The sequence below is a fragment of the Streptomyces sp. NPDC050416 genome (assembly GCF_044458845.1).
GTDB lineage: Bacteria > Actinomycetota > Actinomycetes > Streptomycetales > Streptomycetaceae > Streptomyces.
This window is the reverse complement of sequence record NZ_JBITII010000004.1, coordinates 42,443-55,111: the sequence shown is the minus strand read 5'-3', so window position 1 is coordinate 55,111 and position 12,669 is coordinate 42,443. Positions and strand designations below refer to the sequence as shown.

Sequence of the window (12,669 nt, the reverse complement as noted above, 5' to 3'; positions counted from 1 at the left end):
CCCCTGCGGACGGCCGCTAGGGTGGCACACGTGTCGTACGTAGGCCCGGACTTCGAACCTCCCCAGCCCCGCCGCCCCCGCCGCGGCCCCCTGACCGTCGCGCTCGCCGCGCTGGTGCCCGGGGCGCTGCTCGGCTGGCTCGTGTACGAGACGGTGGGCGGCTCGGGGGACGACGGCGACTCGGGCCGGGCGACCGTACGGTCCTCCCCGCCCCCCGTGTCCTCCCCGTCGGGCGCGCCCACCGACGACGCCAAGAATCCGAGCGCCTCGCCGTCGCGGAAACCGACGGCGTCCTCGACCTCCGCGCCCGTCCCGGCCTCCGGCCCGCTCAAGGGAAAGGTCGTCGTCATCGACCCCGGGCACAACCCGGAGAACTTCCAGCACGCGTCCGAGATCAACCGCAAGGTGAACATCGGGACGAACTGGAAGGAGTGCGACACCACGGGCACCTCCACCAACGACGGTTACACCGAGGCGAAGTTCACCCTGGACGTGGCGCACCGGATGCGCACGCTCCTCGAAGAGCAGGGCGCCACGGTGAAGCTGACGCAGGACGGCGACCGGCCGTACGGCCCGTGCGTGGACGAGCGGGCCCGGATCGGCAACGAGGCGAAGGCCGACGCCGTGGTCTCGGTCCACGCGGACGGCTCGGGCGCCGGCAACCGCGGCTTCCACGTCATCCTGCCCGGCGCGGTCCACGCGGGCGCCGCAGACACCCGCGCGATCGTCGCCCCCTCCCGCGACCTCGGCGAGCGCGTCGCGGGCCGCTTCGTCGCCGTCACCGGCAGCGCGCCGTCCAACTACATCGGCGACGGCACCGGACTCGTCACGCGTAAGGACCTGGGCGGTCTCAATCTGTCAACGGTTCCCAAGGTGTTCATCGAGTGCGGAAACATGCGCGATAGCAAGGACGCGGCGCTGCTGACCAGCGGCGCGTGGCGGCAGAAGGCGGCGCAAGGGATCTCTGAGGGAATCGTGAGTTTCCTGCGCGGGTAGATCTCGGCGGGCCGTTCCGGGCGGACACCCTGATCGGGCGGACGATAGGGTCCGTTCGTACGATGAGGGGTCACCCCCGCGCTTCACACCGGGGCCTGACGGCGACATGGTGGCAGCGACGCCTCTACCGACGACGAGACGACCTACGAAGGACCTGAAGTGAATATCCGCTCCCTCACTCGAGGCGACGGCGTGGTGATCGGTGCAGCGGTGTTGCTGTTGATCGCGTCGTTTCTCGACCTCTACTCGCTCGATGGTGTCCCTGACAGCGCCGACCTCCCCAGTCTGTGGGCAAGCGGGCCGGTCGTGCTCACTGTCGTTCTCGCGGGGATCATCGGCGCCGCACTCGTCATCGTCGCCCGCAGTCTGCCGCAGGTCCCGAAGATCGCGGGTCTCGACCTGGCCCAGTTCGGCGTCGCCCTCACGGTGTTCGCCGCGTGGAGCGCGCTGGGCAACATCTTCGACCCGGCCGGCGGAGCCAACAACTTCGAAGGCAACACCTCCGACGGTCCCAGCGCCGGCCTCGGCCTGACCCTCGCTCTCGTCGCCACGCTGCTCCTGGCCGCCGCCGCGATCGCCACCCCCCTCGCCCCTGCCCTCAAGGGCGCCCTCATCCCGGCCCCACGCCCCGCCGCTCCGCAGCCCTACGGCGCCCAGCCGCCCGGCGGTTACGGCTACCCGGGCGCCCAGCAGCCGGGTGGCTACGGCCACCCGCAGCCGGGACAGCCCGGGCAGCCGGGTCAGCCGTACGCCGGCCAGCCCCAGCCCCAGCAGGCCCAGGCTCCGCAGCCCCCGGCCGGGGACTTCTCGCCGTTCTGGTTCGCGGTGCCGGTGCCCCGGCCGCTGTTCGCGGAGGACGGCTCGCCGACGCCGATCGCCGAACTCGCCCCGGGCACCTGGTACCTGGCCGTCGACCAGCGCGGCGCGGCCCTGGTCGCCCAGACGCAGGACGGCCGCCGCGGTGTCCTGCAGGACACGTCGGGCATCCAGCGCGGCTGAGCCCTGAACGACGTACGGCCCCTCGCCCTTCCGGGTGGGGGGCCGTTGCCGTACAGTCGTCACCCCATGGCTGACGATCCGTCAGGAGGCAGGCGTGCGGCTCGGTCTCGCCCTCGGTTACTGGGGTCGCGGCCCCTCCCCCGGCCATGTGCCGCTCGCGCAGGAGGCCGAGCGGCTGGGCTACGACTCGGTGTGGACGGCCGAGTCGTGGGGCTCGGACGCGTTCACGCCGCTGGCCTGGATCGCCGCCCACACCTCCACCATCAAGGTGGGCACGGCGGTCGCCCAGATGGCGGCCCGCCCGCCGACCACCACCGCCATGCAGGCGCTCACCCTCGACCATCTGTCCGGCGGGCGCATGATGCTGGGGCTGGGCCTGTCCGGCCCGCAGGTCGTCGAGGGCTGGTACGGCCGCCCGTTCCCGAAGTCGCCACTGACCGCCACCCGCGAGTACGTCGACGTCGTACGGCAGGTGTTGCGGCGCGAGGCGCCGGTCGAGCTGGCCGGCCGTTTCCACGCCCACCCCTACCGGGGCCCGGACGCCACCGGCCTCGGCAAGCCCCTCAAGCCGATCACCCACCCCCTCCGCCCGGACCTGCCGGTCCTGCTCGGCGCGGAAGGGCCGAAGAACGTCGCCCAGACGACCCGGATCGCCGACGGCTGGCTGCCGCTGTACTGGTCGCCGACGCGGCCGGAGGTGTACGGCCCCGCGCTGCGCGACCTTCCCGAAGGCTTCCTCGTCGCCCCCCTGACCCAGGTCCGGCTCTGCGACGACGTCACCGAGGGCCTGTTGCCCGTCAAGGCCATGCTCGGCTTCTACATCGGCGGCATGGGACACGCGGCCCGCAACTTCCACGCCGACCTGATGGCCCGCATGGGGTACGAGGAGGAGGCCCGCCGGATCCAGGAGTTGTTCCTGTCCGGCCGCCGGGAGGAGGCCGTCCTCGCCGTGCCGGACGCCTTCGCCGACGAGATCTCCCTGGTCGGCCCGCGCCAACGCATCGCCGAGCGTCTGGAGTCGTGGCGCAAAGGACCGGTGACCGATCTCCTCGCCCTCGCGCCCGACCCGCACACCCTGCGCGTGCTCGCCGAGCTCAACTCCCGGTGAGCGGTGGCCGGTCACCAGAAGATCGCGATCGCCTCCAGCGTCACCTCGCGGGTGTCCTCCCGCCAGCCGGTCATCTTGCCGAGGCAGCGGGCCGTGAAGGTGCCGGCCGGGATCGAGCGGCGCGCGTTCCCGGGTGCCACGACACGCATGTACACCGGGGGCTGCTCCTCGCCGTACTCGGCCCGCAGCTCGAATCCCTCCGCCACGTCCGGCACGCGGGCGAACACCCCTTTGACCGAGACGAATTCGCCGATGCGGCTCAGGGTCACCGCACGGCCGTCGGCCAGGTTGTCGGCGAGGTTCCGGTTGGGGACGACGGTCAGTGTGGTCAGGTCGGCGTGGACGATGGCGTCGGCCCGGTCGAAGGCCTCCATGACCACGCCGATCACGTTGATCGGTTTGTCCTTGCGCACGAACTTGCGGAACGTCTCCTGGCTGACGTCCCGCTTCAGCCGGAACCGGAACAGCCACGTCAGTACCCGGCTCCAGAAGCCGACACTCGTGTCGACCTTCGTCCGCAGTTCGACGGCCTCCTCCAGCGCGGACCGGTAGTTGCCGAGCTCGTACAGGTCCATCACCGCCTGCTCGTCGAGGTACAGGCAGATGCTGTACGCCGACTGCCAGCGCCGCATGTGCCTGTGCCGCTCCCGGGCATGGCGCACCAGGACCACCGCGAGCACCACCGCGCCGGCGGCCGTCACCAGCCAGGCCGTCATCCACGGCCACCAAAGGCTCCACCACAGTGCGTCAGTGACAGCCACGGATCTCCTTGAAAGCCTCGGAAAGGGACGAGTCGGCGACGTCCACCATGCGTCCACCCGTCCTCACCGCCGCGTGCCGCAGTTCGCCTGCGTCGGCCTCGCCGAAGTGGACGGGGTAGGTATGGACGGCGGCGCGCACGGCGGCGGGCAGCGCCTTGTGACGGCGTACGAACTCCGCGTAGGACAGGCCCCCGTTGTTTTCGCCGTCCGTCATCAGGACGAGTGAGACGGAGCGGTCGGGGTCGGCGGCCAGTGCCCGGGCGGCGGTGCGGTAGCCGTGGTCGAGAGCGGACCATACGGCGGTGGCGTCGCCGTAGCCGCCCCGGGCGACGGTCTCGGCCAGGGCGGTCAGGTCCTTCGGGCCGGTGACGGTGACGGTTTTCTCCTCCAGCACTCGGCCGCCGAACCGGACGACGGTCAGCCGCTCGCCCCGGTAGAAGCGGGTGAACTTGCCGGAGGTGGAGGGGTCCGCGCCGCTGAGTCCGGCGAAGGCCTCGCGCAGGGCGGCCATCCGGGCGCCGCGCATCGAGCCGGAGAAGTCGAGCAGGAAGACCACCTGGCTCGTGGTGCGGCGGTCGGAGTCACCGTAGTCCGCCAACAGGGTTTCCACGACGGCGGGTTGGTCGGGGTAGAAGAGCGCGTTGCCGACCGGTTCGCGCAGCCGCGCGTCCCGGGTGACTGTCGTGTTCACGGGGCGACGCAGAGTGTGCCGCATGATCTGCCGCTGCACCGAGTCGCGCCGCAGCCACTGCGTGACCTTGTCGTACGCGGTCCGGTGGGCCGGGTTCAGCAGGAGCAGCGGGAAGTCCGCCAGGACCATGCCGTCTTCGGGGCGGACGACTTCCAGGCGGTCGTCGAGGCGGTCGGTGGCGTTGAGGGCGAGCAGATCGGACTCGTACGTGATCAGGGCGTTGGCCTCGTCCTGGTGATCGACGTAGGAGTCGACGAGGGCGGGGCCGGTGTCGGCGGTGAGGGTCTGGCCGGAGCGGAAGCCGCGCAGCCGGTCGCAGGAGACGTCCTCGGGACGCAGAGCGGCTCCGGTGCCGGCCGCGGCGGTGGCAACGCCGACGAGGGCGGCGAGCCCGCTGCCGGCGTGCCGGGGGTCGGCCATGCCGAAGCGGACGGTGCCCGTGGCGGCGGCGGCCGCGATGTCCGCCCAGGTGAGCCGGGAGCCGGGCACCCGGGCGCGAAGCTTACGTGCCACGTCCGGCTTCAGGCCGATGACGACGGGGGAGGTCATGGTGGGCGTGCGCTGCCACCCCCGGGTCGCATTCTTGTCGGTGAGACGCAGATAGCGGTCGGACGACAGCCACGCGAGGTCGTACCTGTCGCGGTCCGGGGTCTTCGTCTCGGCGTCGGCCCGGTGATCCAGACGCAGGTCGACGCCGGTCTCGTCCTTCAACTCCCCCAGCAGCGGCGCCAGTACGGCGAGGTCGGGACCGGCGAGCACGCGCAGCCGGACCGTGTCGCCGCCGTCATCGCCCGAGCAGGCGGTGAGCAGGCCGGCGACGAGCGCCAGGCAGAGCGCCAGCAGGCCCGCGCCGCGCCTCACCGGCTGTCCGTCCGGTCCGGGCATTCTCCGACGGTCTCGATCATCTTCTCCAGCAGTGGCAGGCTGGGCAGGACCGCCCGGGTGTCGTCGGAGGAGGTGGTGGGTACGGGGATCTGCCGCTCGGTGAGGAACCGGGTGAGCTCGTCGCTGGTCGCGCCGCCGGTGGCGTTGCGGGCCCGGAAGCCCAGCTCCATGGCGCGGTGCTGGAGTTCGCGGTCCGTGCTGACCAGTTCGCCGAGCCGGGCGCCGTCGCCGGTCAGCGCGACGAGCTGGGGTTCGGTGACGAAGCGTGTGGACGGGTAGAGAAGGACGCGCTCGTCATCGGTCGTGCCCTGCTCTGCCTGGTGCCTGATCTGGTGGGCGAGGAACTGGTGCTCGTAGATCACCGAGATCGGGGCGATGCTGTGCCCGTCGGGGGACAGATACGTTTCGGCGCGTTCGGCGGACGGCGGGCCTTGCTCGACGAGGAGCGGCTTGATCTTCCGGGCGAGTTGCTGGGCCTCGGCCTCGCTGTCCGGCGCGTCGTTCCCGTGCTCGACGAAGGCCACGAGCCCGAGGTAGGTGCCGGCGGAGTTGGACTCGCAGATGTCCGAGGTCTGGGCAAGGATCTTGTTGCCGTTGTGGACGAGGTCGTTGCGGTCGATCTCGTCCCAGCGGTACCCGTCCCGGGCATCGCGCTGGGCCCCCTTCCTCCTGCCGTGCGCGAGATCGAGGAACTTCCGCATGTCGAGCGTGTAGTACATCGGCCAGCCGCCCGAGCCCTGCTGGCGCTTCGCGACGCCTTCCGCCGTGAGCACCTCGGCGTAGTCCCGGTAGGTGGCGAGCACGATGGGGCTGACGAACGGGCGGTACAGCAGCACCGGACGGTTCGCCCGGGCGCGCTCCCGGCTGATCAGATCGGCGGCCGGCTGGCCGGAGGGGAAGACGACGTCGTACCCCTCGTAGTCCTGCTTGGCGATCTCACGCGAGCCCATGTTGGTGATGTGCACGCGGAAGCCGTGCTTCATGAGCAGCCGCTCGACCACGGGGTCCTGGAAGAAGTCCCTCTTCGAGGCCATCTTGGCCTCTATGGTGACCACCTGCCGCAGCGGCAACAGCAGGTTCCCGGAGGTCATGAGCAGGACCAGCCCGATAACCGGGACGGGCAGCGCCAACGCCAGCGTTCTCCGCAGGCGTCGGCGCGGGGGTTTGGTGACGGTCAACCGCGGCTCTTCTGTAGCGGGTCTGTTCGCGGTCACCTGCGTTCTCCCCCCGTGACACCTGCGTTCTCCCCGTGTGACCGGCCAGGATCGTCGGTGATGCGGGTGTACCCCGAACGGCCCTTCCAGGAACGTCCGTTGAACCTACGAGGAAGCGCACGGCGAGAGCCGGTGGGGCGCGGAGCGCACCGGGCCGGGTTTGAACGAGGCCGCACGGGCTACCCGGTTGGCATGTCCCCTCGATATCGCAACGGTGCGAATCAGGCCGGCACGGTCATCGCCGTCGTCGCCGACATCATGGCCCTCATCCTGGGCCTGTGGATTCTGATGTACCTGCTGGACGCCAACCGGGCGAACGACTTCGTCCAGTTCGTCCACGACGCGGCCCGCTGGCTGGCGGGTTGGTCCCACGACCTCTTCACGTTCGACGAGGCCTGGGCCCGAGTGGTCGCCGGCTACGGCCTGGCAGCGGTGGTCTACTTGTTCGTGGGCCACGCCATCGCCAATCGAGTACACCGGCACTGACACCCCAGGGGCGCGGGGCTGTGTCGACATGCGGCTCCGCCGCGTGGGCGCCACAAGCCACACACAACCCGCGCCCCCCCGAGCTCTCAGGCGCAACACTCCGAGTCCAGCCCCACAGGCAGACCCTCGCCGCCGAAGACCCGGCACGTGGCCTCATGGCCACCCAACGCGGCAACGGCCAGAAGCAACGACCCCGCGGTCCACGTGGTCAACTCCCGCGGCCAGATCGCGTCGTCCTCGAAGACATACCCCGTCCAGTACAGCCCGCTCTCCGGATCGCGCAGGTGCTGGATCGACTGCAGCACCTCCAACGCCCGGTCCGACTCCCCCATCGCCCAGAGCGCCAGGGCGAGTTCCGCGGACTCACCCCCCGTCACCCACGGGTTGGGAACCACGCACCGCACGCCCAGCCCCGGGACGACGAACCGGTCCCAGTCCTCCTCGATGCGGGCCTTGGCCTCCGCACCGGTCAGGGCACCGCCGAGCACGGGGTAGTACCAGTCCATCGAGTAACGGTTCTTGTCGAGGAACCGCTCCGGATGCCGACGGATCGCGTGCCGCAGCGCACCCGCCGCCAACTCCCAGTCCGGCTGCGCCTCTTCGCGCTGCTCGGCGATCGCCAGCGCGCAGCGCAGCGCGTGGTGGATGGAGGAGCTGCCGGTCAGCAGGGCGTCCGCCGTGTCCGTGCCGTCGTCATCGCGCCGCCAGCCGATCTGCCCGCCCGGCTGCTGCAAGCGCAGCACGAACTCCACCGCCGCGTACACCGCCGGCCACATCCGCTCCAGGAACGTGTCGTCGCCGGTGGAGAGGTAGTGGTGCCAGACGCCGACGGCTATGTAGGCGACGAAGTTGGTCTCCCGGCCCCGGTCGGTGACGTCGGCGAAGTCCCCGTCCGCGTAGGCCGCGTACCAGGAGCCGTCCTCGTTCTGGTGCCGGGCCAGCCACAGGTAGGCCCGTTCGGCCGCCTCGTGTTCACCGGCCGCGTCGAGGGCCATCGCGGCCTCGACGTGGTCCCACGGGTCGAGGTGGTGGCCCCGGAACCAGGGGATCGCGCCGTCCTCGCGCTGTACCGCGAGGATGCCGGCGACGGTCGCGGCGGCCTGCCCGGCGGTGAGGACCCCGGGCAGGACCAGGTGTTCCGTCCGGGGAGTCGTCACTGGGCGTCCGCCCCGGTGCCGGAGAGGCGCGGCAGGTGCGGCTTGGTCGCGTACGCCACGAAGCTCTTGCCGATCAGCGGGTTCAGCGCCTGCTCCGCGACCCGGGTGGCCAGCGGTTTCTTCATGATGTCCCAGACGAGCAGCTTGTGGTACGCCCGCACGGGCAGCGCCTTGTCGTTGTCGACGCCGAACGCGCACTTCAGCCACCAGTACGGGGAGTGCAGCGCGTGGGCGTGGTGGGTGCCGTACGGCTCCAGGCCGGCCTCGCGGATCTTCTCCAGCAGTTCGTCCGCCTTGTAGATGCGGATGTGGCCGCCCTCGACCTCGTGGTAGGCGTCGGACAGGGTCCAGCAGACCTTCTCGGGGCCGTAGCGCGGGACGGTGACGGCGATGCGCCCGCCGGGCTTGAGCACGCGCACCATCTCGGCGAGGACGCCCTTGTCGTCCGGGATGTGCTCCATCACCTCGGAGACGATGACGACGTCGAAGGACTCGTCGGGGAAGGGCAGTGCGAGGGCGTCGCCCTCCATGGCCGTGGCGGTGGCGCCCTCGGGGGCCTCGCCGGCCTCCTTCATCGCCGCGAACCACTTCGCGACCTCGCGGATCTCCTCGGCGTTCTGGTCCAGCGCCACGACCTGCGCGCCGCGCCGGTAGCACTCGAAGGCGTGCCGGCCGGCACCGCAGCCGAGGTCCAGGACTCGGTCGCCCGGGGCGAGCGGGAACCGGGAGAAGTCGACGGTCAGCACGTGGCCCTGCTTTCGGAGTTGACGCCTTCTACATCTGTGGTGGCCGCGGAGACGGCACCTGCGGGAGCCGCGGAACGGCCGGGGGCCGGGGACGTCGAGCGGTCGCCACCGACCTCCGCACCGCCGGAGGCGCGGGGCGTGGGGCGGCCCTCGGTGTCGCCCTCCGCGCGGGCGATCGCCTCGCGGTAGCGCGCCACCGTCCCCTCCGCCGCCCTGGCCCAGGTGAAGTGCCGCAGGACCCGTTCCCGCCCGGCCGCTCCGAGCCGCGCGCGCAGCTCCGCGTCGTCCAGCAGCCGGACCAGCCCGGCCGCCAGTGCCTGCGAGTCGCCCGGCGGGACCGCGAGGCAGGTCTCCCCGTCCCGGCCGGCGACCTCGGGGATCGCGCCGCCGGTGGTGGCGAGCAGGGGCGTCCCGGTCGCCATGGCCTCGGCGGCCGGCAGTGAGAAGCCCTCGTAGAGCGACGGCACGCACGCGACCTGGGCGGAGCGCACGAGGTCGACGAGTTCCGCGTCGGAGATGCCCTTGACGAACTCGACGGCGCCGTCGAGGCCGTAGCGTTCCATCGCCTGGGCGACGGGTCCCTCGGCCGGGCGCTTGCCGACGACGACGAGGTGGGCGCCGGGGTGCTCGGTGCGCACCTTGGCGAGGGCCTCGACGAGGTGCACCAGGCCCTTCAGCGGGACGTCCGCGCTGGACGTCGTCACGATCCGGCCCGGGACGACCGGCACCGAGGGGTCCGGCGAGAACAGGTCGGTGTCGGCGCCGATGTGGACGACGTGGATGCGGTCCTGGCGGACGCCGAGGTGGTCGACGATCTCCTGCTGGGACGTGCCGGAGACGGTGAGGACGGACGGCAGCCGCCGCGCGACGCGCTTCTGCATGCGCGTGAAGCCGTACCAGCGGCGCACCGAGAGGCGCCGCTTCCAGCCCTCGGCCGCGTCCAGCTCCAACTGCCGGTCGACGGTGATGGGGTGGTGGATCGTGGTCACCAGGGGCGCGCCCACGTCGCCCAGCATCCCGTATCCGAGGGTCTGGTTGTCGTGGACGACGTCGAACTCGCCGCGGCGGGCGCGCAGATGGCGGCGGGCGCGCAGCGAGAACGTCAGGGGTTCGGGGAAGCCGCCGGTCCACATGGTCGCGACTTCGAGCGCGTCGATCCAGTCGCGGTACTCGTCGCGCTTCGGCGTGCGGAAAGGATCCGGCTGGCGGTAGAGGTCGAGGCTGGGCAGCTCGGTGAGGCGCAGCCCGTCGTAGCCCTCGTCGAGCACGGGATACGGCTGTGCACCGATGACCTCGACCCGGTGGCCGAGGCGGACCAGTTCCCGCGAGAGGTGCCGGACGTAGACGCCCTGGCCGCCGCAGAACGGGTTCCCTTTATAGGTGAGGAGCGCGATGTGGAGCGGTCGCAAGCCGTCGGCGGCGGGGTCCTCCGGAGCCCCGGCCTCCCTGGCCTCAGCGGTCACTCTGGGCCCCCTTCTGACTGCTCTGTCCCGCGAGATTACGCCGGGACGCTAATCTAGAACAAGTTTCAGACTTGATCGTTCGGAGGCTCTGAATCTACCGGCAGGTAGGGGCCCTGTGAGCAGTGGATCAGGTGATTCACGCCACGGCCGGCACCGTGCCATGCTGTCTGATCACTCGTCCTCACGGACGGTCACGGAACGGGCCCGACCCATGCCCGCGGAAGCCAAGGTGAGCGCCAAGGTGAACAAGCCGGCCAAGGTGGATGCCAGAGCCACGGCCCCCGGCTCCCCGCCCCTGACGGAGCGGCAGGAGGCCCGCCGTCGCCGCATCCTGCACGCGAGCGCGCAACTGGCCAGCCGGGGCGGCTTCGACGCCGTGCAGATGCGCGAGGTCGCGGAGTCCTCGCAGGTGGCGCTCGGCACGCTGTACCGCTACTTCCCCTCCAAGATCCACCTGCTGGTCGCCACCATGCAGGACCAGCTGGAGCACATGCACGGCACGCTGCGCAAGAAGCCCCCGCAGGGCGAGACGGCGGCCGAGCGGGTCGCGGAGACGCTGATGCGGGCCTTCCGCGCCCTCCAGCGCGAACCGCACCTGGCCGACGCGATGGTCCGGGCCCTCACCTTCGCCGACCGGAGCGTGAGCCCGGAGGTCGACCAGGTCTCGCGGCAGACGACGGCGATCATCCTGGACGCGATGGGGCTGGAACACCCCACTCCGGAGCAGTTGTCGGCGGTCCGGGTCATCGAGCACACCTGGCACTCGGCCCTCATCACCTGGCTGTCGGGCCGTGCCTCCATCGCCCAGGTCAAGATCGACATCGAGACGGTGTGCCGCCTGATCGACCTGACGGCGCCGGGCGTACCCGAATGACCCCCGACGCACAGGAATGACCTACGAGACGGGTTCCCTTCGCCGGCATGGTCCGGATCAGGTCATGGGGGTCGCCTTCCAGCCGCCTGGCCTCTCGGCCCTGCGACCTTCCGGCCTCTCAGCCCTACCGTCGCAGTCGGCACCAGCGGAAGCCGAAGCTTCCTGCCAGAGTCGGCCAACTCCGGTCGGACTCCCTCACTCGTCCCGTAGGCCTAAGTCCAGGCTAGAACTTCTGGCCGCGAAGAAAAGCCCCTGTGCGGAATTTTTTACCTAAATCTCCTGAGTGACCCATATGCCCCCTTTGAGACCCCCGTCGCCGCGACGAAACACCGAGCCGGAAGGAACATGAGAAGGGTAAAGGTGACTTTTCGGGCGGAAGTGAAAGGGCAACCCATGCCGAAGTACCTCTTCAAGGTGAAGCTGACCCCGGACGGACTGAAGGGCCTGCTCCAGGAGGGCGGGAGCGCGCGGCGTGACGTCGTCGGGCGCATGGTCGAGGGCCTCGGGGGCCGGGTCGAGACGATGTACTGGGCCTTCGGCGACGACGACGTCTACGTCACAGCGGAGCTGCCGGGCAACACCTCCGCCGCGGCCATGGGCATGGTCGTCTCGGCGGCGGGCGGGGTCCGCACGAGCACGGTCGTCCTGCTGTCGCCCGAGGAGGTGGACGAGGCCGTCCGGCAGCAGGTGGACTACCGGGCACCCGGCGCCTGACGGACAACCGAACCGGCTGCCCCGCCGACGCCTGAGGGACCCAGGGGCGGCTTGCCCGCCGACACCTCACGGACCCACGGGCGGCTGCCCGCCGACACCTCACGGACCCACGGGCGGCTGCCCCACCGACGCCTCACGGACCCACGGGCGGCTGCCCGCCGACACCTCACGGACCCACGGGCGGCTTGCCCGCCGACGCCTCAGGACCCACGGGCGGCTTGCCCGCCGACGCCTCAGGACCCACGGGCGGCTTGCCCGCCGACGCCTCAGGACCCCCGGGCGGCTTGCCCGCCGGCGTCTGACGGACCCCGGGAGCGGCGGCTGTGACGCCGCCCCTGCTCCTACTCCTCCGGCGGGAACACCGGCTCCCCGCTGTCCCCCAGCGTGATCGTGATCGCCTCCACCGGACAGTTCTCCGCCGCCGCCAGCACCCGCTCGTTCGCGTCCGTGTCCGGGGCGAGAGGATGGGACTGCCGGGCGGAGTCCAGGCGGAAGCCGCCCGGCGCGTGGTGGAGGCACTGGGCGGAGCCGATGCACAGGGAGCGGTCGACCTCCACGTGCCAGCGGTCGCCCAT

Annotated in this window: 13 protein-coding genes; 6 read left to right on the top strand and 7 right to left on the bottom strand. The window is 71.2% G+C overall.

Going from position 1 to position 12,669, the window contains the following annotated elements:
- The first annotated feature begins 30 nt into the window (after positions 1-30).
- From ACIBL4_RS13515 to ACIBL4_RS13505, 3 genes are all read left to right on the top strand, one after another.
- The gene (locus ACIBL4_RS13515; protein ID WP_399409467.1) at positions 31-996 is read left to right on the top strand and encodes an N-acetylmuramoyl-L-alanine amidase; all 966 of its coding nucleotides are present in this window, start codon (positions 31-33) and stop codon (positions 994-996) included.
- Positions 997-1,155: 159 nt separating this feature from the next.
- The gene (locus tag ACIBL4_RS13510) at positions 1,156-1,995 is read left to right on the top strand and encodes a hypothetical protein (RefSeq protein WP_399409465.1); all 840 of its coding nucleotides are present in this window, start codon (positions 1,156-1,158) and stop codon (positions 1,993-1,995) included.
- Positions 1,996-2,089: 94 nt separating this feature from the next.
- The gene (locus ACIBL4_RS13505) at positions 2,090-3,103 is read left to right on the top strand and encodes an LLM class F420-dependent oxidoreductase (RefSeq protein ID WP_399409463.1); all 1,014 of its coding nucleotides are present in this window, start codon (positions 2,090-2,092) and stop codon (positions 3,101-3,103) included.
- An 11-nt stretch (positions 3,104-3,114) separates the two neighbouring features.
- On the opposite strand, the gene ACIBL4_RS13500 is transcribed toward ACIBL4_RS13505, so the two are convergent.
- From ACIBL4_RS13500 to ACIBL4_RS13490, 3 genes are read right to left on the bottom strand one after another with little or no spacing between them, the layout of a single operon-like run.
- Positions 3,115-3,864, bottom strand: coding sequence for a hypothetical protein (locus tag ACIBL4_RS13500; protein WP_399409461.1), 750 nt, complete (start codon positions 3,862-3,864; stop codon positions 3,115-3,117).
- Complete coding sequence (locus ACIBL4_RS13495; RefSeq protein WP_399409459.1) at positions 3,851-5,440, bottom strand: substrate-binding domain-containing protein; 1,590 nt, start codon at positions 5,438-5,440, stop codon at positions 3,851-3,853. Before ACIBL4_RS13495 ends, ACIBL4_RS13500 begins: the two co-directional genes overlap by 14 nt.
- Positions 5,413-6,654, bottom strand: coding sequence for a hypothetical protein (locus ACIBL4_RS13490; protein ID WP_399409457.1), 1,242 nt, complete (start codon positions 6,652-6,654; stop codon positions 5,413-5,415). The genes ACIBL4_RS13495 and ACIBL4_RS13490 overlap by 28 nt, the downstream gene beginning before the upstream one ends.
- Positions 6,655-6,846: 192 nt before the next feature.
- Between ACIBL4_RS13490 and ACIBL4_RS13485 the strand changes: the two genes are divergently transcribed.
- Complete coding sequence (locus ACIBL4_RS13485; RefSeq protein ID WP_354735227.1) at positions 6,847-7,140, top strand: hypothetical protein; 294 nt, start codon at positions 6,847-6,849, stop codon at positions 7,138-7,140.
- Between the two features lie 86 nt (positions 7,141-7,226).
- On the opposite strand, the gene ACIBL4_RS13480 is transcribed toward ACIBL4_RS13485, so the two are convergent.
- From ACIBL4_RS13480 to ACIBL4_RS13470, 3 genes are read right to left on the bottom strand one after another with little or no spacing between them, the layout of a single operon-like run.
- Positions 7,227-8,297, bottom strand: coding sequence for a prenyltransferase (locus tag ACIBL4_RS13480; RefSeq protein ID WP_399409455.1), 1,071 nt, complete (start codon positions 8,295-8,297; stop codon positions 7,227-7,229).
- Positions 8,294-9,043, bottom strand: coding sequence for a class I SAM-dependent methyltransferase (locus ACIBL4_RS13475; protein ID WP_399409453.1), 750 nt, complete (start codon positions 9,041-9,043; stop codon positions 8,294-8,296). Before ACIBL4_RS13475 ends, ACIBL4_RS13480 begins: the two co-directional genes overlap by 4 nt.
- A complete protein-coding gene (locus ACIBL4_RS13470) occupies positions 9,037-10,506 on the bottom strand; it encodes a glycosyltransferase family 4 protein (protein ID WP_399409451.1) in 1,470 nt (489 codons plus the stop codon). The genes ACIBL4_RS13475 and ACIBL4_RS13470 overlap by 7 nt, the downstream gene beginning before the upstream one ends.
- A 211-nt stretch (positions 10,507-10,717) precedes the next feature.
- Between ACIBL4_RS13470 and ACIBL4_RS13465 the strand changes: the two genes are divergently transcribed.
- Both ACIBL4_RS13465 and ACIBL4_RS13460 read left to right on the top strand, forming a co-directional pair.
- On the top strand, positions 10,718-11,380 hold the full coding sequence (locus ACIBL4_RS13465; protein WP_399409449.1) for a TetR family transcriptional regulator: 663 nt from the start codon (positions 10,718-10,720) through the stop codon (positions 11,378-11,380).
- 393 nt (positions 11,381-11,773) lie between these two features.
- Positions 11,774-12,094: a GYD domain-containing protein gene (locus ACIBL4_RS13460; protein ID WP_356022801.1), complete on the top strand. Its 321-nt coding sequence runs from the start codon at positions 11,774-11,776 to the stop codon at positions 12,092-12,094.
- A 341-nt stretch (positions 12,095-12,435) separates the two neighbouring features.
- On the opposite strand, the gene ACIBL4_RS13455 is transcribed toward ACIBL4_RS13460, so the two are convergent.
- The gene (locus ACIBL4_RS13455; RefSeq protein ID WP_399409447.1) at positions 12,436-12,669 is read right to left on the bottom strand and encodes a ferredoxin; all 234 of its coding nucleotides are present in this window, start codon (positions 12,667-12,669) and stop codon (positions 12,436-12,438) included.